23 protein-coding genes are annotated in these 22,210 nt (G+C 70.7%); 13 read left to right on the plus strand and 10 right to left on the minus strand.

Features of this window, described 5'->3' with window-relative positions:
- Window positions 1-40 precede the first annotated feature (40 nt).
- The gene (locus ACFVWD_RS02610) at window positions 41-838 is read right to left on the minus strand and encodes a LysR family substrate-binding domain-containing protein (RefSeq protein ID WP_389593484.1); all 798 of its coding nucleotides are present in this window, start codon (window positions 836-838) and stop codon (window positions 41-43) included.
- A 57-nt stretch (window positions 839-895) separates the two neighbouring features.
- On the opposite strand from ACFVWD_RS02610, the gene ACFVWD_RS02615 reads away from it, so the two are divergent.
- Both ACFVWD_RS02615 and ACFVWD_RS02620 read left to right on the plus strand, forming a co-directional pair.
- Window positions 896-1,324 (plus strand): DUF5997 family protein, encoded by a 429-nt coding sequence (locus tag ACFVWD_RS02615; protein WP_389593486.1) that lies wholly within the window; start codon window positions 896-898, stop codon window positions 1,322-1,324.
- A 99-nt stretch (window positions 1,325-1,423) separates the two neighbouring features.
- Window positions 1,424-1,804, plus strand: coding sequence for a hypothetical protein (locus ACFVWD_RS02620; protein ID WP_389593487.1), 381 nt, complete (start codon window positions 1,424-1,426; stop codon window positions 1,802-1,804).
- A 54-nt stretch (window positions 1,805-1,858) separates the two neighbouring features.
- Here the strand turns inward: ACFVWD_RS02620 and ACFVWD_RS02625 are convergent, their stop codons facing one another.
- Window positions 1,859-2,602 (minus strand): VOC family protein, encoded by a 744-nt coding sequence (locus ACFVWD_RS02625; RefSeq protein WP_389593488.1) that lies wholly within the window; start codon window positions 2,600-2,602, stop codon window positions 1,859-1,861.
- 166 nt (window positions 2,603-2,768) lie between these two features.
- Between ACFVWD_RS02625 and argC the strand changes: the two genes are divergently transcribed.
- Genes argC through ACFVWD_RS02650 form a run of 5 tightly spaced genes read left to right on the plus strand, consistent with a single transcriptional unit; the run spans window position 2,769 to window position 7,611 of the window.
- Window positions 2,769-3,797 (plus strand): N-acetyl-gamma-glutamyl-phosphate reductase, encoded by a 1,029-nt coding sequence (argC, locus tag ACFVWD_RS02630; protein WP_389593490.1) that lies wholly within the window; start codon window positions 2,769-2,771, stop codon window positions 3,795-3,797.
- Entirely contained in the window at window positions 3,794-4,945 is a 1,152-nt protein-coding gene (gene argJ / locus ACFVWD_RS02635; RefSeq protein ID WP_384906235.1) for a bifunctional glutamate N-acetyltransferase/amino-acid acetyltransferase ArgJ, read from the plus strand. Before argC ends, argJ begins: the two co-directional genes overlap by 4 nt.
- Entirely contained in the window at window positions 4,942-5,862 is a 921-nt protein-coding gene (argB, locus tag ACFVWD_RS02640; protein ID WP_389593492.1) for an acetylglutamate kinase, read from the plus strand. The genes argJ and argB overlap by 4 nt, the downstream gene beginning before the upstream one ends.
- Window positions 5,859-7,064: an acetylornithine transaminase gene (locus ACFVWD_RS02645; RefSeq protein WP_389593494.1), complete on the plus strand. Its 1,206-nt coding sequence runs from the start codon at window positions 5,859-5,861 to the stop codon at window positions 7,062-7,064. The genes argB and ACFVWD_RS02645 overlap by 4 nt, the downstream gene beginning before the upstream one ends.
- Window positions 7,065-7,074: 10 nt before the next feature.
- Window positions 7,075-7,611 carry an arginine repressor gene (locus ACFVWD_RS02650; protein WP_101406180.1) on the plus strand — a complete coding sequence of 179 codons (537 nt, stop codon included), beginning with the start codon at window positions 7,075-7,077 and terminating at the stop codon, window positions 7,609-7,611.
- A 48-nt stretch (window positions 7,612-7,659) separates the two neighbouring features.
- Here the strand turns inward: ACFVWD_RS02650 and ACFVWD_RS02655 are convergent, their stop codons facing one another.
- From ACFVWD_RS02655 to ACFVWD_RS02675, 5 genes are all read right to left on the minus strand, one after another.
- Entirely contained in the window at window positions 7,660-8,397 is a 738-nt protein-coding gene (locus ACFVWD_RS02655) for an FAD:protein FMN transferase (protein WP_389593552.1), read from the minus strand.
- Between the two features lie 43 nt (window positions 8,398-8,440).
- Window positions 8,441-9,277 (minus strand): FMN-binding protein, encoded by an 837-nt coding sequence (locus ACFVWD_RS02660; protein ID WP_389593496.1) that lies wholly within the window; start codon window positions 9,275-9,277, stop codon window positions 8,441-8,443.
- Between the two features lie 19 nt (window positions 9,278-9,296).
- Window positions 9,297-10,676 carry a ferric reductase-like transmembrane domain-containing protein gene (locus tag ACFVWD_RS02665; protein WP_389593498.1) on the minus strand — a complete coding sequence of 460 codons (1,380 nt, stop codon included), beginning with the start codon at window positions 10,674-10,676 and terminating at the stop codon, window positions 9,297-9,299.
- A gap of 81 nt (window positions 10,677-10,757) precedes the next feature.
- Window positions 10,758-11,255: an FMN-binding protein gene (locus tag ACFVWD_RS02670; RefSeq protein WP_389593500.1), complete on the minus strand. Its 498-nt coding sequence runs from the start codon at window positions 11,253-11,255 to the stop codon at window positions 10,758-10,760.
- A gap of 7 nt (window positions 11,256-11,262) precedes the next feature.
- Window positions 11,263-12,633, minus strand: a complete 1,371-nt coding sequence (locus ACFVWD_RS02675; protein WP_389593502.1) for a ferric reductase-like transmembrane domain-containing protein — start codon at window positions 12,631-12,633, stop codon at window positions 11,263-11,265.
- A 184-nt stretch (window positions 12,634-12,817) separates the two neighbouring features.
- Between ACFVWD_RS02675 and ACFVWD_RS02680 the strand changes: the two genes are divergently transcribed.
- The gene (locus ACFVWD_RS02680; protein ID WP_389593504.1) at window positions 12,818-13,570 is read left to right on the plus strand and encodes a response regulator transcription factor; all 753 of its coding nucleotides are present in this window, start codon (window positions 12,818-12,820) and stop codon (window positions 13,568-13,570) included.
- Window positions 13,567-15,060: a sensor histidine kinase gene (locus ACFVWD_RS02685; protein WP_389593506.1), complete on the plus strand. Its 1,494-nt coding sequence runs from the start codon at window positions 13,567-13,569 to the stop codon at window positions 15,058-15,060. The genes ACFVWD_RS02680 and ACFVWD_RS02685 overlap by 4 nt, the downstream gene beginning before the upstream one ends.
- A 67-nt stretch (window positions 15,061-15,127) precedes the next feature.
- Here ACFVWD_RS02685 and ACFVWD_RS02690 read toward each other — a convergent pair whose 3' ends face one another.
- The 3 genes from ACFVWD_RS02690 to ACFVWD_RS02700 all read right to left on the minus strand — a co-directional run bounded on the left by ACFVWD_RS02690 (window position 15,128) and on the right by ACFVWD_RS02700 (window position 17,391).
- Window positions 15,128-15,817 carry a L,D-transpeptidase gene (locus ACFVWD_RS02690; RefSeq protein WP_389593508.1) on the minus strand — a complete coding sequence of 230 codons (690 nt, stop codon included), beginning with the start codon at window positions 15,815-15,817 and terminating at the stop codon, window positions 15,128-15,130.
- 3 nt (window positions 15,818-15,820) lie between these two features.
- Window positions 15,821-16,408: a pyridoxamine 5'-phosphate oxidase family protein gene (locus ACFVWD_RS02695; protein WP_389593510.1), complete on the minus strand. Its 588-nt coding sequence runs from the start codon at window positions 16,406-16,408 to the stop codon at window positions 15,821-15,823.
- 134 nt (window positions 16,409-16,542) lie between these two features.
- The gene (locus tag ACFVWD_RS02700; protein ID WP_389593512.1) at window positions 16,543-17,391 is read right to left on the minus strand and encodes a hypothetical protein; all 849 of its coding nucleotides are present in this window, start codon (window positions 17,389-17,391) and stop codon (window positions 16,543-16,545) included.
- A 328-nt stretch (window positions 17,392-17,719) separates the two neighbouring features.
- Here ACFVWD_RS02700 and ACFVWD_RS02705 point away from each other — a divergent pair, with 328 nt between their 5' ends.
- The 4 genes from ACFVWD_RS02705 (at window position 17,720) to ACFVWD_RS02720 (ending at window position 22,208) form a co-directional block, all read left to right on the plus strand.
- Window positions 17,720-18,913 carry an argininosuccinate synthase gene (locus ACFVWD_RS02705; protein ID WP_389593514.1) on the plus strand — a complete coding sequence of 398 codons (1,194 nt, stop codon included), beginning with the start codon at window positions 17,720-17,722 and terminating at the stop codon, window positions 18,911-18,913.
- An 82-nt stretch (window positions 18,914-18,995) separates the two neighbouring features.
- On the plus strand, window positions 18,996-20,429 hold the full coding sequence (gene argH / locus ACFVWD_RS02710; RefSeq protein ID WP_389593516.1) for an argininosuccinate lyase: 1,434 nt from the start codon (window positions 18,996-18,998) through the stop codon (window positions 20,427-20,429).
- Between the two features lie 154 nt (window positions 20,430-20,583).
- On the plus strand, window positions 20,584-21,555 hold the full coding sequence (locus ACFVWD_RS02715; protein WP_389593518.1) for an aldo/keto reductase: 972 nt from the start codon (window positions 20,584-20,586) through the stop codon (window positions 21,553-21,555).
- A 107-nt stretch (window positions 21,556-21,662) separates the two neighbouring features.
- Entirely contained in the window at window positions 21,663-22,208 is a 546-nt protein-coding gene (locus ACFVWD_RS02720; protein ID WP_180362588.1) for a TetR/AcrR family transcriptional regulator, read from the plus strand.
- The last annotated feature ends 2 nt before the right edge of the window (window positions 22,209-22,210 follow it).

The following is a 22,210-nucleotide window of genomic DNA, read 5'->3' on the forward strand; positions in this document are numbered from 1 at the left end:
GCCGACGGCGCTTCGGCCCGGCTCGGGAGGGGCGCCCGGGTCAGGAGCGGCGGCGGGGCTTGCCCCGCTTGGCGCCGCCCTTGGCGCCTCCGGAACCGCCGCCGCGGGGGTTCCTGCCGGTCGTCGACTTACCGGACGACTTGCCCGTCGCGGGCTTGCGCCGTGCGCCGCCGCCCGTCTCGGGGCGCTCGGCCTTCGACGGGGCCGCGGGCGCCGCCGGGGCCTGGGCGCGCCCCCGTGAGCTGTTGACGGTCCGGCCGCGGACGATCCCGATGAAGTCCTCGACCAGGTCGGTGGTCGCGTCCTGTGGCCAGGACAGCGCGACGCGTGACTCCGGGGCGTCGGTGACCGGCCGGTAGGTGAGGTCCTTGCGGTGGTGCAGGCGGGCGAGGGACTGGGGGACGACGAGGAGCCCGATGCCCGCCGCCACGAGTTCGACGGCGTCCGCCGTGGTGGCGGGGCGCTCGAACGCGGGCTGCCCCGGCGGACGCTCCCAGTCGAGGGTGTCGTCGAGGGGGTGCAGCACGATCTCGTCGGCGAGATCCTCGGAGGTCACCTCGTCGACGGCCGCCACGATGTGGTCCTTGGGGACCACGACCACCGTCGTCTCGGCGTAGAGGGGGATCGCGCTGAGGTCCTCCCGGTCGACCGGCAGCCGGACGAATCCGGCGTCGGCGCCGCGGCCCCGCAGCACGTCGAACGCCTCGTCGGTGGAGACCGCGACGAGCGTCAGGGGGATGTCGGGCAGCCGCTCGTTCCAGATCCGCACCCACTTCGTGGGCGTCACTCCCGGGACATAGGCGAGCCGGAACGAAGGGGGTACTTCCGAGCCTGTCACCTCGCCAGGCTATCGGTCGTGGTCGGAGGTCGCGCACACGCTCGATACCCTTGACGCATGACGTCGCACCAGACCACCCAGACCATGAAGCCCGCCACCGCGGCGAAGAAGCTGGGTGTGTACCTCGAGGCCACCCCCGCCGAGTTCCAGGAGGGCGTCGTCTCTCGCACCGAGCTGAACGCCCTGCAGGCCGATCCGCCCGCGTGGCTCCAGGAGCTGCGGCGCAACGGCCCGCACCCCCGTCCCGTGGTCGCCGCGCGGCTGGGCATCTCCATCGCCGGGCTCGCCCGCGGCGGGGTCACCGACGCCCTCACCACGGAGCAGATCGACGCCCTGAAGCAGGAGGACCCGGGGTGGCTGCGCCGGGAGCGCGCCACCCAGGCCGAGGTCCGCAAGGAAGAGGTCCGTATCAAGGAGAAGCGCGCGGAGCAGCACGCTGAGGGGAACACGGAGCGCGCCGCCCAGCCCCGCGGTTCCCGTTCCTGACCCCACCCCGTCCCGCCCGACCGGCCCGCCCCACGACGGTGTTCCGTGTTCGTGGTCGGGGCCCTGGTGGCCGGACGCGTGCCGTGAGATCGTCCGCGGGTGAGCGACGCTGCTGAGGAAGTCGTCCCGGGACCGCCGGACGATCGTGCCGCATCCGTTCTGCGGTTCGCGGTGGAACTCGTCGCCTGGGTGGCGACCCCTTGGGCGCTGGCCGACCGTTCCTGGCTGCTGGCCGCCCTGTCCCTGGTATTGCTGATCGGCCTTCCGACGGTCCTGTCCACCCCGGGTGACAAGGCCGATGTGATCATCGCCGTACCCGGCTGGGTCACGATCCTTCTGGTGCTGCTGCAACTCGTCGCGGCCGTTGTCTCCTCGTGGGTGCTGTGGCCCACGTGGGCGGCGGTCGCGGTCACCGCGCTGGCCGCCACCGTCCTCGTCACGGAACGCCCGCGCCGGCGGTGGCTGCTCTCCATCCGCTGAAGGGCCCGCCGGGCCGGGGTCTCCCATGTGTCGGGGCGTCGTCGAGGCTCCGCGTCAGGGCGGGGCGAGGACGCAGAACTCGTGGCCCTCCGGGTCGGCCAGGCACGTCCACGGGACGTCGCCCTGGCCGAGGTCGAGGTCGGTGGCGCCGAGGGCCCGCAGCCGGGCCACCTCCGCCGCTTTGTCGTCGCCTGGGTACGGCAGCAGGTCAAGGTGCATGCGGTCCGGCACGGTCTTCACGCCGGGCGTACGGAGGAACTCGAGATACGGGCCGACACCCTTGGCGGAGCGCAGCACCGCATGATCGTCGGTCACCTCGTGCAGGGTCCAGTCCATCGCCTCACCCCAGAACCGGGCCATGGCCCGCGGATCCTCGCAGTCGACCACCACCGTGGCGATCGGCCCGGTGTCCCGGTAGATCTCCCGGGGCTCCAGTACGCAGAACTCGTTGCCCTCGGGGTCGGCGAGGACCGTCCACGGCACGTCGCCCTGGCCCACGTGGGCGGGCGTCGCACCGAGAGCCTTCAGGCGCGCGACCAACTCCGTCTGATGGGCCGCAGAGGTGCTGGCGAGATCGAGGTGCACACGGTTCTTCGTCGTTGTCTTGGGTTCCGGGACGGTAACGACGTCGATGCAGACCGCGACCGGGTCCGGCCAGACGAAGCCGCCGACGGGTTCCACGTTGGTCACGCCGGGTCCCTCGCTGGAAACACCCCAGCCGAGCGCCTCCGCCCAGAACCGGCCGACCGCCGAGTCGTCGAGAGCCTTTATGTTCACCTGAACAGGTCGCAGTGCCATGCCGGCGATCCTATGCGCCCGTCCCTGACGCGCTCAGCCCTGCCAAGTGAACTGCTCACTCGCCGGATGAAGTGCTCAGTCACAGTGCGCCGGCCGAGATCGCCATGGATGGATTGCATAAACGTGCAACGAAACGTATAGTCATGCCATCTAGGAGGAGGGTTCCATGGTGGTACGCGCAGCAGTGGCGGGAGCGAGTGGGTACGCGGGCGGCGAAGCCCTGCGTCTGCTCCTGGCGCACCCCGAGGTCGAGATCGGTGCCCTGACCGGCAATGCCAACGCGGGCCAGCGCCTCGGCGCACTGCAGCCGCACCTGCTGCCACTGGCCGACCGAGTCCTCCAGGAGACCACCCCGGACGTCCTGACCGGCCACGACGTCGTCTTCCTCGCGCTGCCCCACGGGCAGTCCGCCGCCGTCGCCGAGCAACTCGGCCCGGACGTCCTCGTCGTCGACATGGGCGCCGACTTCCGGCTCAAGGACCCGGCGGACTGGGAGAAGTTCTACGGCTCCGCGCACGCCGGCACCTGGCCCTACGGCCTTCCCGAACTGCCGGGCGCCCGCGCCGCGCTGGAGGGGTCCAAGCGCATCGCGGTGCCCGGTTGCTACCCCACGGCCGTCTCCCTCGCCCTCTTCCCGGCGTACGCGGCCGCACTCGCCGAGCCCGAGGCCGTGATCGTCGCCGCGTCCGGGACCTCCGGCGCGGGCAAGGCCGCCAAGCCCCATTTGCTCGGCAGCGAGGTCATGGGCTCCATGTCCCCGTACGGAGTCGGCGGCGTCCACCGCCACACCCCCGAGATGATCCAGAACCTCGGCGCGGCGGCGGGGGAGCCGGTCACCGTCTCCTTCACGCCCACCCTCGCGCCGATGCCCCGGGGCATCCTCGCCACGTGCAGCGCGAAGGCGCGTGCAGGGGTCACCGGTGAGTCCCTGCGCGCCGCGTACGAGAAGGCGTTCGCCGACGAGCCCTTCGTCCACCTGCTGCCCGAGGGGCAGTGGCCCGCCACCGCGTCCGTCTACGGTTCCAACGCCGTTCAGGTCCAGGTCGCGTACGACGAAGCGACGCACCGCATCATCGCGATCAGCGCCATCGACAACCTGACCAAGGGCACGGCCGGCGGGGCCGTGCAGAGCATGAACATCGCCCTCGGGCTTCCCGAGGAAACGGGTCTTTCCACGATCGGAGTCGCACCGTGAGTGTCACGGCAGCACAGGGATTCCAGGCTGCGGGCATCGCCGCCGGGATCAAGGAGAACGGCAACCCCGACCTGGCCCTCGTGGTCAACAACGGGCCCCGCCTCGCCGCCGCGGGCGTCTTCACCTCCAACCGCGTCAAGGCCGCGCCGGTCCTCTGGTCCGAGCAGGTCCTCAAGAGCGGTCAGGTCTCCGCCGTGATCCTCAACTCCGGCGGTGCCAACGCCTGTACGGGCCCCAAGGGTTTCCAGGACACGCACGCGACCGCCGAGAAGGTCGCCGAGGTCCTCGACGTCAACGCCGGCGACGTCGCCGTGGCGTCGACCGGGCTCATCGGCGTACTCCTGCCGATGGACAAGCTGCTGCCCGGGGTCGAGTCGGCCGCCGCCCAGCTCTCGGCGCACGGTGGCGAGAAGGCCGCCATCGCCATCAAGACCACCGACACCGTGCACAAGACCTCGGTGCACACGGGCGACGGCTGGACCGTCGGCGGCATGGCCAAGGGCGCGGGCATGCTCGCCCCCGGCCTCGCCACCATGCTCGTCGTGCTGACGACGGACGCGGACCTCGACTCCGAGACCCTCGACAAGGCGCTGCGCGCCGCCACCCGCACCACCTTCGACCGCGTCGACTCCGACGGCTGCATGTCGACCAACGACACCGTGCTGCTGCTCGCCTCCGGCGCCTCCGAGGTCACCCCCGGGTACGCGGAGTTCGCCGAGGCCGTACGGAAGGTCTGCGACGACCTCGGGCAGCAGCTCATCCGGGACGCCGAGGGCGCCAGCAAGGACATCAAGATCGAGGTCGTGAACGCCGCGAGCGAGGACGACGCCGTCGAGGTGGGCCGCTCCATCGCCCGCAACAACCTCCTCAAGTGCGCGATCCACGGCGAGGACCCCAACTGGGGACGCGTGCTGTCCGCGATCGGCACGACCGGCGCCGCCTTCGAGCCCGACCAGCTCAACGTCGCCATCAACGGCGTCTGGGTCTGCAAGAACGGCGGTGTCGGCGAGGACCGCGAGCTCGTCGACATGCGCTACCGCGAGGTCCACATCGTCGCCGACCTCGCCGCGGGCTCCCAGACCGCCACGATCTGGACCAACGACCTCACCGCGGACTACGTCCACGAGAACAGCGCCTATTCCTCATGAGCAATGTGACGCGGAAACACACCGCACTGCCCAAGGCCCGGATCCTCATCGAGGCACTCCCGTGGCTGACCCGCCACAACGGCAAGACGGTCGTCATCAAGTTCGGCGGAAACGCCATGGTGAACGAGGAGCTCAAGGCAGCCTTCGCCCAGGACGTGGTGTTCCTGCGACAGGCCGGTCTCAAGCCCGTCGTCGTGCACGGCGGCGGCCCGCAGATCAGCGCCGCCCTCGACCGGCACGGCATCGTCAGCGAGTTCAAGGCGGGCCTGCGCGTCACCACCGAGGACGCCATGGACGTCGTACGCATGGTCCTGGCCGGTCAGGTGCAGCGCGAGCTGGTCGGACTGCTCAACCAGCACGGACCGCTCGCCGTCGGCATGACCGGCGAGGACGCGCACACCATCACCGCCACCAAGCACCAGCCCGAGATCGACGGGGAGTTGGTCGACATCGGGCGGGTGGGCGAGATCACCGCGATCGACACGGGCGCGATCGAGGCACTGCTCGCCGACGGCCGGATCCCGGTCGTCTCCTCGATCGCCCGGAGCCAGGACGACGGACATGTCTACAACGTCAATGCTGATACGGCGGCTGCGGCTCTCGCTGCGGCACTGGGCGCCGAAACCCTCATGGTCCTCACGGACGTCGAGGGCCTCTACGAGGACTGGCCCGACAGCGACGAGGTGATCAGCCGTCTGACCGCCTCCGAACTGGAGAAGCTGCTGCCCGAACTGGCCAGCGGCATGGTGCCGAAGATGGAGGGCTGTCTGCACGCCGTACGCAACGGCGTCAATACCGCCCGCGTCATCGACGGCCGGGTCCAGCACTCGATCCTGCTGGAGATCTTCACCGACGAGGGGATCGGCACGATGGTCGTGCCGGACGCACGGCCCGATGAACAGGGGGACGCCGAATGACCGGGACCAACGCGGAGCTCACCCAGCGGTGGCAGGGCGCGCTCATGGACAACTACGGCACCCCGCGGCTGCCGCTCGTCCGCGGCGAGGGCACCCGGCTGTGGGACGCCGACGGCAAGGAGTACCTCGACTTCGTCGGCGGTATCGCCGTCAACGCGCTCGGCCACGCCCACCCGGCGATCGTCGAGGCCGTGAGCCGTCAGATCGCCTCCCTGGGCCATGTCTCCAACCTCTTCGTCGCCGAGCCGCCGGTCGCGCTCGCCGAAAGGCTGCTCCAGCTCTTCGGCCGCGAGGGACGGGTGTACTTCTGCAACTCGGGTGCCGAGGCCAACGAGGGCGCGTTCAAGATCGGCCGGCTGACCGGCCGGAGCCACATGGTGGCGACCCACGGCGGCTTCCACGGCCGCACCATGGGCGCGCTCGCGCTCACCGGCCAGCCCGGCAAGCAGGAGCCGTTCCTGCCACTGCCCGGTGACGTGACGCACGTCGCCTACGGTGACGCGCAGGCGCTGGCCGCGGCGGTCACCGAGGACACCGCCCTTGTGATCATCGAGCCGATCCAGGGCGAGAACGGCGTGGTCGTGCCCCCGCCCGGCTACCTCAAGGCCGCTCGCGCGATCACCGCCGCCACCGGCAGCCTCCTCGTCCTCGACGAGGTGCAGACCGGCATCGGCCGCACCGGGCCCTGGTTCGCCTACCAGGACCACGAAGGTGTCCTGCCGGACGTCGTCACCCTCGCGAAGGGTCTTGGCGGCGGACTGCCGCTCGGCGCGACCGTCGCCTTCGGCCGGGCCGCCGAGCTGCTGAAGCCCGGCCACCACGGTTCGACCTTCGGCGGCAACCCGGTCGTCTGCGCCGCCGGACTCGCCGTCCTCGACACGATCGCGTCCGAGGGGCTGCTCGAGAATGTGAAGGCCGCGAGCGAGAAACTGCGGGGCGGAATCGAGTCACTCGGCAACCCGTTGATCGACCATGTCCGAGGTGCGGGCCTGCTCCTGGGTATCGTGCTCACCGAGCCGCTCGCGCCCCAGGTGCAGCAGGCGGCTCAGGACGCCGGTCTCCTGGTCAACGCGCCCGCCCCCGATGTCGTACGGCTGATGCCCCCGCTGAACCTGAGCGACGACGAGGTGGACGCGTTCCTCCAGGCCCTTCCCGGTGTCCTCGACGCTGTGACCAACGGGGACGGACGAGCCAAAGAATGAGACGACGACGATGAGCCAGGCGCAGGATCACGAGCACGTCGGGCCTGCCGTGCCGCAGACCCGCACCGCACGCCACCGCCGGATCGTGGACATCCTCAACCGGCAACCAGTGCGATCCCAGAGCCAGTTGGCGAAGCTTCTCGCCGACGACGGGCTGAGCGTCACGCAGGCGACGCTCTCCCGGGACCTGGACGAGCTGAACGCGGTGAAGATCCGCAACAACGACGGCGACCTCATCTACGCGGTGCCGAGCGAGGGCGGTTTCCGCACCCCGCGCGCGCCGCTGGGGGAGTCGGCGAAGGAGGAGCGGATGCGGCGGCTCTCGGCGGAGCTGCTGATCTCCGCGGAGGCGTCCGCGAACCTCGTGGTTCTCCGTACCCCGCCGGGGGCGGCGCAGTTCCTCGCCTCCGCCATCGACCAGGCCGAGCTGCAGGACATCCTCGGGACGATCGCCGGTGACGACACCTTGCTGCTGATCAGTCGTAATCCGACGGGTGGGCAGGCTCTGGCCGATCATTTGCTGCGTTTGGCTCAGAACAATCATTGAGCTGTACGACGGTGGAGGCGCCCCCCGGGTTGGGGTGCGCCTCCAGTCTCACCCCAGGCGTTGAGCCAAGCCCCCGGTGCATCTGACCTCGTCTCCCGCCGTGATCAGTAAGGCCTCGATGGCGGGGAGGGACTCCAGCCAGGTCAGGGCCTCTCGGGAGCCCATCGCGAAGGCTGCTGTCGCCCAGGCGTCCACCCAGGTCAGGCAGGGACCCACCACGGTCACGGCGACCAGGTCGGTCACCGCGGAGCGGCCGGTGCGGGGGTCGACGATGTGGGCGCCGCGCTCGGCGGTGCCGGAGGTGGCCACCGACAGTTCGTCCACTCCGGCCGCCGAGACCACGGCCGCGAGTGAACCGGGACGCAGCGGGTCCGAGACGCCGACCCGCCACGGGCGGTGCGTGCCGGGCGCGCCGAGCAGCTGGACGTCGCCGCCGCCGTTCACGCTGACTCCGCTCGCGCCGGCCGCCGCCAGGTGGCGGGCCACGCGCTCGGTCGCCCAGCCCTTCACGATCCCCGTCGGGTCGAGCCGGCCCTCGTACGTCGAGCTGAACCAGCCGTCGCTGACCCGCTCCGCCTCGGCGCACAGGCCGAGCACCTCGGCGACCTGCGGATCGCACTCCTCGACCGTCAGCTCGCCGCGCGCGAGGCGCGAGAGCTGGCTGTTCTCCCGATAGGTGCTGAACACCTCGTCCACCCGGTGGAGTTGGGCGACCGCCTCCTCCAACGCGGTCCGCACGGCCTCGGGTTCGCCGCCGCGCACGTCGAAGGAGAAGACGGTGCCCATGACCTCTTCCGCGTGCCGCAGGGCGGGCGGCTCCTGGTCCGGGTCAGCCACCGGCCTTGTCCAGGGCCGACTGCAGGGACTGCTTGTAACCCGTGCTGGTGTAGGTGGCACCGGAGACGGCGTCGATGGTCGCGTTCCCGGCCGCGACCGCCTCCTGGTTGAGCTTGGGCACGGCCATCGCGGTCTTCTGGTCGCTCAGCCCGCCCTTGGGCGCCTGCACGGCCTCGGACTTGGTGATCTTTCCACCGTTGACGGTGATACGGACCTGGACGGGCCCGTACTGGGTCTGGGCGACGCTTCCGGTGACCGTCTTGGCCTGTGCGGCGGGCGCCTGGGACGACGAGGAGCCGGCGGAACCGGAGGAGCCCGCACCCGCGGACCCGGTCGATCCGGTGGCCCCCGAGGAACCGCTGCCGCTCGCCTTGGCCTTGTCGAGGGCCGACTGCAGCGACTTCTTGTATCCGGCGCTCGTGTAGCTGGCGCCCGACACCGCGTCGATGTTCGCGCTGCCCGCGGCGACGGCCTCCTGGTTCAGCTTGGGCACGGAGGCGTTGCTGACCTCGGTGCTGCGTCCGCCGCTGGGAATCTGGACGACCTCGGACTTGGTGATCTTTCCGCCGTTGACGGTGATACGGACCTGGACCGGCCCGTACTGGGTCTGCGCGACGTCGCCGGTGACCGTCTGGGCCCCCGTGGACGACTGCTGCGCGCTGCCGCCCTGGGGCGACTCCTGTCCCGCCACCGACTGCTGGGGCGCTGCACCCTGTGCCGACGCGGACGCCGGATCGGAGGCCGGCTTCAGCGACAGCAGCAGGACGATTCCGGACACGGTGGCGGCGCCGGCCAGCACGACACGCCGCAAGGGGTGGCTCTTCTTCATCGCTCCTGACTCCCGTCGCTCACATCTCGAACGACTCGTGATGGATGCGGCGGGCGGGAACCCCCGCACCGCGCAGTGCTTCGTAGACCTGCTGCGCGAAGCCGGGCGGCCCGCACATGAAGACGTCGTGGCGGTCGATGTCCGGCAGCTTGCGGCTCAGGGTCTCCGCCGAGATGTCCGGGCGCTCGCCCTCCGGGCTGTTCACCGCGTACATCAGCCGGGCCCCGCGCTCCTCGGCGATCGCCGCCAGCTCGTCCCACAGGGCCAGGTCCTGGGTGGTGTTGGCCCGGTAGAGCAGTGTCAGGTCGCCCGCCGCGCCGGGCAGCGTCTCGAACAGCGCCCGCATCGGAGTGATGCCGACCCCGCCCGCCACCAGCAGCACCTTGCCGCGACTGCGCTTGCCCGCCGTCAGGGCCCCGTACGGGCCCTCGGCCCAGACCCGGGTGCCGGGCCGCAGGTCGCGCAGCGCCGAGCTGTGGTCGCCGATCGCCTTCACCGTGATGCGCAGCATGTTGGGGCGGGGCGCCGCCGACAGTGAGTACGGGTGCGAGCTGAGCCGCATGCCCGGCGCCAGGAAGCGCCACCGGAAGAACTGCCCGGCCTCGGCGCCCATACGGTGCAGCTTGCGCCCGCTGATCAGCACCGAGACGATCCCGGGGGTCTCCTCGATCACGGCCTCGACCCGCATCCGGTGCTTCAGGTTCAACCGGATCGGCGAGAGGATGCGGTACCAGATCACCAGGGCCGTCACCGACCCGTACAGCCCGTACCAGACCGTCTTGGCGGTTGGCTCGACGGCGAACTCGTTGCCCGTGGAGAGCTGGTGCCAGAACGTCAGGAAGACGGCGGCGTAGGTGAGCAGGTGGATGTGGTACCAGGTGTCGTAGCCCATCCTGCGGCGCACCGGGCCCATGGAGAGCAGGCCGATCAGGAACAGCAGACCGGTGCCGATCGCCGCCTTGCCCATGTCGGGCAGCTGGTTGATCGAGTCGATGGTCTGCTGGACGATGTCGCCGAAGCTCTTGCCGGCCTGCAGCGCGTAGCCCCACATGATCAGCACGAGATGCGCGAGGACCAGGCAGACCGTGTACCGGCCGCTCATGGCGTGCCACCGCGCCACCCGGTCCGAGCCCACCCGGCGCTCCAGGGCGGGCACCCGGGCCATCTGCAGCACCACCAGCGCCATCAGGTACCCCGCGAGCAGTCCGGTGATCCGGCCCGCGTTGAGGATCTTGCTGTTGTCGTCGGCGATGGACGGGGTGTTGCTCCACCACAGCCAGATGACCCCGGCCGCGCCCGCCCCGACGGCGAGCAGCAGTGGGACGGCGGGGGAGCGTCGTGGGCGAATACGGCGCAAGGTCTGGCGCCGCGCGGCGCGGCCACCGGCGATCGTGGACACGGTTCCTCCGTGGTCGTCCGTGGGGACGGGGCTAGGGGAGAGGCCCCTGGCCCAGAGATACGGGCCCCGACGGCCGTGCGTTCAGAGGCCTGCCGAGTCCAGTGCCGATTGGAGGGACTGCTTGTATCCGTCGCTGGTGTACGAGGCCCCCGAGACGGAGTCGATCTGGGCGCTCTGCGCGGCCAGCGCCTCCCTCCTGAGCTGGGGAATGGCGTAACTGTTGATCTCCTGGTCCCGTGGGTTGTCCGTGGGATAGGAGACCGCGGTCACATCGGTGATCTTGCCGTTCTTCAGTGTGACGCGCACCTGGACGGGGCCCCAGCGGGTCTGGACCGTGTCACCGGTGACGGTCTTGGTGCCGGTGCTCTTCGTGCTCCCGGACGAGCTTCCCGATGAGCTTCCGGGTGAAGGTGACTGGGACGGCGACTGTGACGCCGACTGTCCGGCGGACGACGACGCCTGCGCCACGGTCGGCGCCGTGTGCGGCTTGAGCGACAGCAGCAGGACGAAACCGGTGACGGTGGTGGCCGCCGCCAGCGTCACGCGGCGCAGCGGACGGTGCTTCTTCAGGGCGTGCAAGGTGACCTCACAGCTCGAACGACTCGTGGTGGATACGGCGGTCGGGGACCCCGGCCCCGCGCAGCGCTTCGTACAGGTCCCGTGCCATGGCGGGCGGACCGCACAGATAGATGTCATGCCCGGTGAGGTCGGGCACGGCCTCCCGCAGGGAATCGGAGGTGAACCGCGGACGTGTCCCGTCGGCGCCGTTGACCGCGTACAGGACGCGCGCCCCACGCCACTGCGCTATCGCCTCCAGCTCGGCGCCGAGAGCGAGGTCCTCGGCCGTGCTCGCCCGGTAGAGCAGCGTCACGTCGCCGGGCCCGCCGGGCAGCGTCTCGAACAGGGCGCGCAGCGGTGTGATGCCGACGCCGCCGGCGATGAGCAGCGCCTTGCGTCCGGTGTGCCGCTCGGCGGTCAGCGCCCCGTAGGGCCCCTCCGCCCACACCCGGGTGCCGGGCCTCAGCAGCCCCACGGCGGCGCTGTGGTCACCGAGCGCCTTCACGGTGATCCGCATCAGGTCGGGGCGCGGCGGGGCCGACAGCGAGTACGGCGTCGAGGTCCACCGCATCCCGTCGGAGAGGAATCGCCAGCGGAAGAACTGCCCTGCCTGGGCGTTCAGCTCGTCCAGCCGTTCCCCGCGTACGACGACGGAGAAGACGCCGGGCGCCTCGCGGTGCACGGACTCCACGCGCAGCTTGTGGCGCAGATTGAGCCGTACCGGGGTGAGCAGCCGGAACCAGACGACCAGGGCGGCCGTGCCCAGGTAGAGCACGTACCAGGCGGCCTGGGCGGCGGTGTCGCCGACGAAGTCCGAGCCCAGCGCGAGCTGGTGGAAGAAGGTGAGGAACACGGCCACGTAGGTCAGCAGGTGCAGGTAGTACCAGAACTCGTGGCTGATCCGGCGGCGGGCCGCGTGCGCCGAGGTGATCCCGACGGCGAAGAGGATGAGAGTGCCGGTCGTGGCCTTGAGCATGTCCGGGTAGTCGAACACCACGCTCAGCGTCTCGTGCACGATGCCCGCCCCGTCCTGGGCGGCATACCCGAAGAGGATCAGCGTGACATGCGCCACCAGCAGGCTGACCGTGTACCGGCCGGCCATGGCGTGCCAGCGGGCCACCCGGTCGGAGCCGATCCGCCGCTCCAGCAGGGGCACCCGGGCCATCAGCGCCACGAGCACCGCGCAGCTGTAGCCGCACAGCAGCCCGGCGATCCGCCCGGCGTCCGTCAGCCACCCGGCGAGGCCCACCACCGACCGCGTGTCGTACCACCACAGGGCGACGACCGCGCAGGCCCCGGCCCACAGCAGGGCCAGCAGGGGCCCGGCGGGTGAGGGACGCGGCCGTCCACGTCCGCGTGACGGGCGAGGGACCGCTGTCCGCTCGTACACCGTGGTCATATGTCCGTCCTTCCGGCTGTCCGGGAGGAAACTGTGCTTCGGCAACTTCTGAGCAGCCTCTGAACGGGCGCCTTCGTCGCGGATTCACAGGAAACGGAGAGCGGCACATGCGGCCCACTCAGAGGAAACTCAGAGGCGGGAAGGGGGCTGCCGACTCCGGCGAGGGGCGATCCTGGAAGACGATATGAACACTCCCCGCTCCCGAGGCACCGGCCTGCCCGCGCTCACCCGCCCCGACGGCACCCCCGTACGGGTCCTCGTCGTCGACGACGACCCCGACCTGGCCGAGGTGCTCTCCGGCGCCCTGCGCTACGAGGGCTGGGTGGTCCGGACGGCGGGCGACGGGGCCTCGGCCGTCACCGAGGCACGCGAGCTGATGCCGGACGCCGTCGTCCTCGACGTGATGCTCCCGGACACCGACGGCTTCGCCGTGCTGCGCACCCTGCACACCGTGCACCCCGAGGTCTGTGTGCTCTTCCTCACCGCGCGGGACGCCGTCGAGGACCGCATCGCGGGCATCACGGCGGGCGGCGACGACTACGTGACCAAGCCGTTCAGCCTGGAGGAGGTCGTCGCTCGGCTGCGCGGCCTGCTGCGCCGCGCCGGCATGGCCCGGCAACTGGACGAGGGCCCACGCCTGACCGTCGGCGACCTCGTGATGGACGAGGAGGCCCGCGAGGTGACCCGGGGCGGCGAGCTGGTCGAGCTGTCGCCGACCGAGTTCGAACTGCTGCGCTTCCTGATGCGCAACCCGCGCCGGGTGCTCAGCAAGGCGCAGATCCTCGACCGCGTCTGGTCCTACGACTTCGGCGGCCAGGCCCATGTCGTGGAGCTGTACATCTCGTACCTGCGCAAAAAGGTGGACGCGGGCCGTGAGCCCATGATCCACACGGTGCGGGGCGCCGGGTACGTGATCAAGCCGGGGGTCGGACGATGAGTCGGCACTGGTGGCCACGGGTGCGGGCGGGCGTACGCCGGCTGCCGCTCCCGCGCACGATGCGGGCCCGACTCACCGCCGGGCTCCTGGTACTGCTCGCCGTCAGCTGCGCCGCCGTCGGGGTGGCCGCGGTGTACGAACTGAACGGCTTCCTCACCGGCCGCCTCGACCAGCAGCTGCACGACGTGGGGGTGCGGTTCCCCGCGAGCCTGGAGCACGGGGCCGGTGTGAAGAGGTCCGACCACGACGGCGACGAGAACGGCGACACCAGACGGCAGAGCACCGGCACCTTCGGCGCGCGGCTGGTCGGCCGGGACGTCACCAACGCGGCGGTCGTGCCCTCAGGCCAGAACATCACCGACCTGAACGTGTCCTTGACCACCTCCGACCGGCGGACCCTCGCCGGTATCCCCACCGACGGCCGCGCCCACACCGTCTGCCTGTCGGCACTCGGCGACTACCGCGTGATGGCGGCGCGCGGACTGGACGGCGACGTCCTGATCGCCGGTCTGCCGATGGAACCGGTCCGGGCCGCCGTGCACCGCCTGGAACTGGTCGCCGGCTGTGTCTTCGGCCTGGCCCTCGTGATCGCCGGAGTCGCCGGAGCCCTGTGGGTGCGCTGGTCGCTGCGCCCCCTGAGCCGGGTCGCCGCGACCGCGACCCGGGTCAGCGAGCTGCCGCTGGCCAGCGGTGAGGTGGCGCTGCCGCCGCGTGCGCCCGAGCAGGACCCGCGCAGCGAGGTGGGCCGCGTCGCCGGCGCGTTCAACAGGATGCTCGGCCATGTCGAGGACGCGCTGACCAAGCGGCACGCGAGCGAGGAACGGCTGCGCAGCTTCGCGGCCGACGCCAGCCATGAGCTGCGCACGCCGGTCGCCTCGGTCCGCGGCCACGCCGAGCTGGCGCTGCTGCACCCGGACCCGGTGCCGCCCAAGGTCACCCGGGCCCTCGAACGCATCGCCGCCGAGTCGGCTCGGATGGGCGAGATGGTCGACGACCTGCTTCTGCTCGCCCGTCTCGACGCGGGCCGCCCGTTGGAGCGCCTTCCCGTCGACCTCACGCACCTCGTCCTCGACTCGGTCACCGACGCCCGTGCCGCGGGCCCCGACCACCGCTGGACGCTGGAACTCCCGGAGGAACCGGTCACGGTGACGGGCGACGCCCACCGTCTCCAACAAGTGTTGGCCAACCTGTTGGCCAACGCCCGTTGGCACACGCCCGTCGGCACCAAGGTCACGGTGTCCCTGGAGACCGAAGCCAAGACGGCGGTTCTGACGGTCCACGACGACGGTCCGGGAGTCCCGGAGGACGTCCAGCCCGGTGTCTTCGAACGCTTCACCAGAGCCGACCGCCGCCGCACCGGGGGAGCGGGCGGTGGCGCCGGCCTGGGGCTGTCCATCGTGGCGGCCGTGGTGGAGGCCCACGGCGGCACGGTCGAGCTGGAGAGCCGTCCGGGGGCGACAAGGTTCACGGTCCGGCTGGGCGCCCAGTAAGAGGCGCGGGGCTGCGACACCACGCGGTTCCGCCGCGTGGGCGCGCCCGGCCACAAACCACCCGCACCTAGTAACGAGTGATCGCAGTCCCCCCACTCACCGTCCCGATCGCCATGTGCGGCCCCTTCGCGGGATCGACCCACCCGAGAATCCGTCGCATCGCATCCTGCGACACCGACACACAACCAGCCGTCGCCCCGGCCCCGTCGACGTGCAGGAAGATCCCCGCCCCGCGCCCCCGCACGGGTCGCTCGTAGTTGAACCCCACGACCAGGGCGTAGGCGTACTGCCTCTCGTACGCGATCAGATGCTCGGACTCGGACGCACGGCAGTCGGCCGGCCGCGGCTCGGTCCACCGGTTGTAGGAACGGGAGTCGTTGTCCTGGCACCACCAGGACTCCTCCCGCACCCGCCGGTACCGAAGCGCGGTGCCGGCCGGCGCGGCCTTGATCCCGAAGGCGAACGGAAGGTCGTACAGCCCCGTGGGTGTCGTGTTCGATCCCTGCTTGCGCGAGCCCCCCTCCGCCAGCCCCTTCGCCCCGAAGCGCGCCGCCGCCGAACCGGCCTTCACCCAGTGCCCGTCGCGCCGGTTCCACCAGGTGAGCGTGCCCGACGTCGAGTCCACGCGGGGCGCCTGAGCCGTGATCAGCTGGCTGCCGCCACCGGTGTCCGCCATCTGCCCGGGGAGGGTGGGCGGACCGCCGGGGGCCAGGGCGAGCAGGGACGTGGACGCGAGGGCGGCGGCTGCGAGGCGCATGGCTCAGACCGTACGGGAAGGCAGCGGGAGCGGCAGCCCGGGCAGGCCGTCCAGACTCGTCGCCACGTGGTCCTTCTTGGTGAAGTACTCGCTCAGCGAGGCGTCGTCCTCGCGCGCGAAGCGTTTGCCGTGCAGGTCGCGGTCCGCTTCGTACGACATGAAGGGCACCGCGTAGCCGCAGGTGTCCCGGACGAGTTCGGCGGTCACGACGATGATCGCGCGCAGACCGTGCGGGGTCGGGTCGATGCCCGGGAAGTGCGTGAGCAGTTCCTTGAAGCGGGGGTCGTCGCGGAAGACGGGTTCGCCGTGGCCGTGCACCCGGACGATGTTCGGCGGGCCCTGGAAGGCGCACCACATGAGGGTGATCCGGCCGTTCTCCCGGAGATGGGCGATCGTCTCGGCGTTGCTGCCGGCGAAGTCCAGGTAGGCGACGGTGAGTTCGTCGAGGACGGCGAACGAGCCCGTGAGGCCCTTGGGGGAGAGGTTGACCGTGCCGTCCCCGGACAGGGGTGCGGTCGCGGTGAAGAAGAGGGGCTGCGCCTCGATGAACGAACGCAGCCTGCCGTCTATGCGCTCATAAGTCTTTCCCATGTCTAACGATTATTGGGCAAGAACGTTCGTCTGTCTAAGGAATTCACCCGTCCGGCGCATTGGTTCACGTGGCGGACGGATCCGTGGCCGCCGCGCCCCGGTCGGCGGACGGGGCGCAGCGGCCACGGAAGACGTCACTTGTTGAGCGTGCAGGTCGCGAGGGAGTCCAGGCCCGTGGGCTTGGCCGCGGTGCGGCCGATGGAGATGGCGATGCGGTCGATGGTCGACTTCCGCTTGTCCGCGAGGGGGCCGAGGATCGCGTTCTGCACGAAGTTCGGTCCGCCCTGGCCGACGGTGTTCGCCAGTCGGGTGTTCGCCTCGGTGATCTGGGTGTTCAGGAGGGTGAGGTTGCGGGTGACCTCGGCCTGCGCGGAGGCGGGGATCGCGGGCAGCTTCGACGCGACGTCCGGGCAGGTGATGGTGCCGGCGGCGGTGGTGCTGCCGGTGTTGCCCGTGTTCCCCGTGTTACCGGCCTGCTGGGTGGCCGTCGCGCTCGGGGTCGCGGTGGCGGCGGCGCCGCCCGCGTTCACCCCGTTCGCGTTCAGGGTGCAGGGCGCGAGCGAGTCGAGACCCGTGGGCTTGGCCGCGGTGCGGCCGATCGCGGTGGCGATGCGGTTGATCGTCGCCACCCGCTTGTCCTTGAGGGGGCCGAGGATCGCGTTCTGGACGAAGTTGGGGCCGCCCTGGCCGACGGTGTCGACGAGCCGCTTGTTGGCCTCGGCGATCTGGGTGTTCAGGAGGGTGAGGTTGCGGGTGACCTCGGCCTGCGCGGAGGCGGGGATCGCGGGCAGGCTCGGCGCGACGGCCGGGCAGTTCACGGTGCCGGGGGAGGTCGCGGCCTTGGTGGTGGCGTTCGTGCTGCTCTTGGACGTCTCCCCGGCCAAGGCGTTGCCGGCGATCACGGCTCCGGAGAGCACCACCGCGGCGGTGCCGCCGATCATCAGGACGCGGCGCTTGTTGTACTTCGGAAGGGCCCTGGACATGCGGAAGCCTCACTCGGTTCGGGGATGGGGGACCGTCCGGTGGTCGTCCGGGCGGTCCGTGGCTCGTCGCACCTCGGTCTGCGAAGACCTCGGCGGCAAAAACCTCGGTGTACGAAAACCTCGGTGTACAAAAACGCGGCGCCTGCGTTCGGGGAGAGGTACGAGAAAGCGCGTTCTTTCGTTCAAGCGCTCTCCAAAGATTTCGTCGCGGCTTTCGCGGGTGCCGTCCGGGCCCGCGGACGGCACCTCCGGGTGACCCGCGATTGACGATTCATGCGGAGTACTGCATACTCATGCATATCAGCGAATGCAGTGTGAGGAGAAACCCGTGACCGAGCGCGTCGTACTCGCCTATTCAGGCGGTCTGGACACCTCCGTCGCCATCGGCTGGATCGCCGAGGAGACGGGCGCCGAGGTCATCGCCGTCGCGGTCGACGTGGGTCAGGGCGGCGAGGACCTGGACGTCATCCGCAAGCGCGCGCTCGCCTGCGGTGCCGTCGAGGCCGAGGTCGCGGACGCCAAGGACGAGTTCGCCGAGGAGTACTGCCTCCCGGCGATCAAGGCCAACGCCCTCTACATGGACCGCTATCCGCTGGTGTCGGCCCTCTCCCGGCCGACCATCGTCAAGCACCTCGTCGCCGCCGCCCAGAAGCACGGCGCCACCACGGTCGCCCACGGCTGCACCGGCAAGGGCAACGACCAGGTGCGCTTCGAGGCCGGCATCGTCGCCCTCGCCCCCGGCCTCAAATGCATCGCCCCGGTCCGTGACTACGCGATGACCCGGGACAAGGCGATCGCCTTCTGCGAGGAGAAGCAGCTCCCGATCGCCACCACCAAGAAGTCCCCGTACTCCATCGACCAGAACGTCTTCGGGCGCGCGGTCGAGACGGGCTTCCTGGAGGACATCTGGAACGCGCCGATCGAGGACATCTACGAGTACACCTCGAACCCGGCCGAGGCCCGCGAGGCCGACGAGGTCGTCATCTCCTTCAAGGAGGGTGTCCCGGTCGCCGTCGACGGCAGGCCCGTCACCGTCCTGCAGGCCATCCAGCAGCTCAACGAACGCGCCGGCGGCCAGGGCATCGGCCGGATCGACATGGTCGAGGACCGGCTCGTGGGCATCAAGTCCCGCGAGGTGTACGAGGCCCCGGGCGCGATCGCGCTCATCACGGCCCACCAGGAGCTGGAGAACGTCACCGTCGAGCGTGAACTCGCCCGCTACAAGCGGCAGGTCGAGCAGCGCTGGGGCGAACTGGTCTACGACGGCCAGTGGTTCTCCCCGCTCAAGCGCGCCCTGGACGGCTTCATCAACGAGGCCAACCAGCACGTCAACGGCGACATCCGGATGACCCTGCACGGCGGCCGCGCGGTCGTCACCGGACGGCGCTCCGAGACCTCGCTCTACGACTTCGACCTGGCGACGTACGACACGGGCGACACCTTCGACCAGTCCGCCGCCAAGGGCTTCATCGACATCTACAGCCTGTCGTCGAAGATCGCGGCCAAGCGCGACCTCGCGTAAGCAGTAGCGTGATTGCCGCCTCCCTGGCCGTCTCACGGCAGGGAGGCGGCCGCACATCCGACACCTCCGAGGAGCACAGCAAGTGAGCAGCAACAGCGGTGACGTACGGCTCTGGGGCGGCCGTTTCGCCGACGGTCCCGCCGAGGCCCTGGCGAAGCTGTCCGCGTCCGTCCACTTCGACTGGCGGCTCGCGCCCTACGACATCGCCGGTTCACGTGCGCACGCGCGCGTGCTGCACAAGGCGGGACTGCTCACCGAGGACGAGCTGACGCGAATGCTCGCCGGGCTCGACGAGCTGGAGGCGGACGTCGCCGACGGCTCCTTCGTGGGCACGATCGCCGACGAGGACGTCCACACGGCACTGGAGCGGGGCCTGCTGGAGCGTCTCGGTCCCGACCTGGGCGGCAAGCTGCGCGCGGGCCGCTCCCGGAACGACCAGGTCGCGACGCTCTTCCGGATGTGTCTGCGCGACCACGCCCGTACGATCGGCGGTCTGATCGCCGACCTCCAGGACGCGCTGATCGGCCTCGCGGAGGCGCACCCGGACGTGGCGATGCCCGGCCGTACGCACCTCCAGCACGCCCAGCCGGTGCTCTTCGCCCACCATGTCCTGGCTCATGTCCAGCCCCTGTCCCGGGACGCGGAGCGGCTGCGCCAGTGGGACGAGCGGACGGCGGTCTCGCCGTACGGCTCCGGAGCGCTCGCGGGCAGCAGTCTCGGTTTGGACCCGGAGGCGGTGGCGAGGGACCTCGGCTTCGAGCACGGCTCCGTCGCGAACTCCATCGACGGCACGGCCTCCCGCGACTTCGTGGCGGAGTTCGCCTTCATCACCGCGATGATCGGCGTGAACCTCTCCCGGATCGCCGAGGAGGTCATCATCTGGAACACGAAGGAGTTCTCCTTCGTCACCCTCCACGACGCCTTCTCCACCGGCTCGTCGATCATGCCGCAGAAGAAGAACCCGGACATCGCCGAGCTGGCGCGCGGCAAGTCGGGCCGTCTGATCGGCAACCTCACGGGCCTGATGGCGACGCTCAAGGCGCTTCCGCTCGCATACAACCGCGACCTCCAGGAGGACAAGGAGCCGGTCTTCGACTCCATCGACCAGCTTGAGGTCCTGCTCCCGGCCTTCACCGGCATGATGGCCACGCTCACCGTGCACCGCGAGCGCATGGAGGAGCTGGCCCCGGCCGGCTTCTCGCTCGCCACGGACATCGCCGAGTGGCTGGTCAAGCAAGGAGTGCCGTTCCGCGTCGCCCACGAGGTCGCCGGCGAGTGCGTCAAGGTCGCGGAGGCCGACGGCAAGGAGCTGAACGACCTCACCGACGAGCAGTTCGCGAAGATCTCCGCCCAGCTCACCCCCGAGGTGCGTTCCGTCCTGAACGTCCCGGGTGCCCTCGCCTCCCGCGACGGCCGCGGCGGTACGGCACCCAGCGCGGTCGCCGTCCAGCTCGCCGAGGTGAAGTCGGACGTGGCGGCCCAGCACACGTGGGCCACGGCCAAAGAGAAGCGGTGAGGGAAGCGCCCCGAAAGGGGCGCGGGGAACTGCGCGAGCAACCCCCACAATCCCGCACCCGCCACATCACCGCACCGACCGAGCGCTGAGGCGAAGGTCATCGCGGGTTACGTTGGTCAGGAGCCGCACCGGAGCCGACCGAACGGAGCCCGCGATGCCCTTCGCCCGTCTCGCGACCGCCACGACGCCCACCTGCCACATCGGCCTGGGCCTCGCCGCAGTAGGCCGCCCGGGTTACATCAACCTCGGCCGAGACCATGACCTCGGAGAGGATCGCAGCGTCGAAACGCTGCGCGCCCGCACCCACGAACTCCTCGACGCCGCCTACGCCCAGGGCGTGCGCTACTTCGACGCGGCCCGCTCCTACGGCCGTTCGGAGGAGTTCCTCGCCGACTGGCTGAAGAGCCGGCCGGACGTCGACGACGTGGTCATCGGCAGCAAGTGGGGCTACACGTACACCGCGGACTGGACCACCGACGCCGAGAAGCACGAGGTCAAGGACCACACCCTCGCCACGTACGAGCGACAGCGCGCCGAGACCGCCGCGCTGCTCGGTGACCGGCTCGACCTCTACCAGATCCACTCGGTGACCCCGGACAGCCCGGCCCTCACCGACAAGGAACTCCACGCGAAACTCGCCGAGGCGGCTGCCCAGGGCCTTTCGATCGGCTTCTCCACGAGCGGACCCGCCCAGGCCGACGCCATCCGCGCCGCGCTCGCCGTGACGGTCGACGGCGAGCCCCTCTTCCGTACCGTCCAGTCCACGTACAACGTCCTGGAGACCTCGGCGGCTCCCGCCCTCGCCGAGGCGCACGACGCCGGGCTCACGGTGATCGTCAAGGAGGGCATGGCCAACGGCCGCCTGGCCGCCGAGCACGCGCCGGACGCGGTGCGGGCGATCGCGGAGGAGACGGGCCTCGGCGCCGACGCCGTCGCCCTCGCGCTGATCCTGCGGCAGCCCTGGGCCGGAGTCGTCCTCTCGGGCGCGGCCACCTCCGCCCAGCTCGCCTCGAACCTGCACGCGGCGGTCGTCGACCTGGACGAGGACCAGCTGACCCGCCTCGCGACGCTCGCGGAGGACCCGCACGCGTACTGGGAGCGGCGCGGGCAGCTGCCCTGGCACTGAGCACGGCAAAAGACTCAAGCGCCACAAAAGCTGGCAAAACGTGACGAGCGTGAGACTCGCATGCCCCTCATGAGACAAAGATGTCTCACATGGTGTACAGTTGTCTCATGGCCGTCGACCGTGACCACGTGCTGCGCAGCGCAGCCGCCCTGCTCACCCGCAAATCCACCGCCACCATGGACGAGGTCGCCAGGGCGGCCGGGATCAGCCGGGCCACGCTGCACCGCCAGTTCGCCGGACGGGACGCGCTCGTCCGGGCGCTGGAGGCACTCGGCATCGAGGAGTGCGAGGCGGCCTTGGAGGCCGCCCGCCTCGACGAGGGCACCGCTCAGGAGGCCCTGCGCCGCCTGGTGAAGGAGCTCGAACGAGTGGCCGGGCTGCTTGCCTTCCTCTACACCGAGAACCAACTGTTCGAGGGCGAGGGGCAGAACGAGGGCTGGGCCCGGCTCGATGCCCGGATGGCCGCCCTGTTCCGGCGCGGCCAGGAGGGCGGCGAGTTCCGCATCGACCTCAGCCCCGCCTGGCTCACCGAAGCGCTCTACGGGCTGATGGCCTCGGGTGCGTGGGCCGTGACCGAGGGCCGCGTCGCCGCCAAGGACTTCCACTACATGATCGTCGAGCTGTTGCTCGGCGGCGCACTACGGAGAGAGTGATC

It is taken from the genome of Streptomyces sp. NPDC058086, assembly GCF_042885015.1.
GTDB lineage: Bacteria > Actinomycetota > Actinomycetes > Streptomycetales > Streptomycetaceae > Streptomyces.

Coding starts and splice junctions, on each gene's coding strand:
- ACFVWD_RS02615 (WP_389593486.1), top strand. CDS start 896: ATGACGTCGCACCAGACCACCCAGACCATGAAGCCCGCCACCGCGGCG.
- ACFVWD_RS02625 (WP_389593488.1), bottom strand. CDS start 2,602: ATGGCACTGCGACCTGTTCAGGTGAACATAAAGGCTCTCGACGACTCG.
- argC (WP_389593490.1), top strand. CDS start 2,769: ATGGTGGTACGCGCAGCAGTGGCGGGAGCGAGTGGGTACGCGGGCGGC.
- argB (WP_389593492.1), top strand. CDS start 4,942: ATGAGCAATGTGACGCGGAAACACACCGCACTGCCCAAGGCCCGGATC.
- ACFVWD_RS02645 (WP_389593494.1), top strand. CDS start 5,859: ATGACCGGGACCAACGCGGAGCTCACCCAGCGGTGGCAGGGCGCGCTC.
- ACFVWD_RS02650 (WP_101406180.1), top strand. CDS start 7,075: ATGAGCCAGGCGCAGGATCACGAGCACGTCGGGCCTGCCGTGCCGCAG.
- ACFVWD_RS02655 (WP_389593552.1), bottom strand. CDS start 8,397: ATGGGCACCGTCTTCTCCTTCGACGTGCGCGGCGGCGAACCCGAGGCC.
- ACFVWD_RS02660 (WP_389593496.1), bottom strand. CDS start 9,277: ATGAAGAAGAGCCACCCCTTGCGGCGTGTCGTGCTGGCCGGCGCCGCC.
- ACFVWD_RS02675 (WP_389593502.1), bottom strand. CDS start 12,633: ATGACCACGGTGTACGAGCGGACAGCGGTCCCTCGCCCGTCACGCGGA.
- ACFVWD_RS02680 (WP_389593504.1), top strand. CDS start 12,818: ATGAACACTCCCCGCTCCCGAGGCACCGGCCTGCCCGCGCTCACCCGC.
- ACFVWD_RS02685 (WP_389593506.1), top strand. CDS start 13,567: ATGAGTCGGCACTGGTGGCCACGGGTGCGGGCGGGCGTACGCCGGCTG.
- ACFVWD_RS02690 (WP_389593508.1), bottom strand. CDS start 15,817: ATGCGCCTCGCAGCCGCCGCCCTCGCGTCCACGTCCCTGCTCGCCCTG.
- ACFVWD_RS02695 (WP_389593510.1), bottom strand. CDS start 16,408: ATGGGAAAGACTTATGAGCGCATAGACGGCAGGCTGCGTTCGTTCATC.
- ACFVWD_RS02700 (WP_389593512.1), bottom strand. CDS start 17,391: ATGTCCAGGGCCCTTCCGAAGTACAACAAGCGCCGCGTCCTGATGATC.
- ACFVWD_RS02715 (WP_389593518.1), top strand. CDS start 20,584: ATGCCCTTCGCCCGTCTCGCGACCGCCACGACGCCCACCTGCCACATC.
- ACFVWD_RS02720 (WP_180362588.1), top strand. CDS start 21,663: ATGGCCGTCGACCGTGACCACGTGCTGCGCAGCGCAGCCGCCCTGCTC.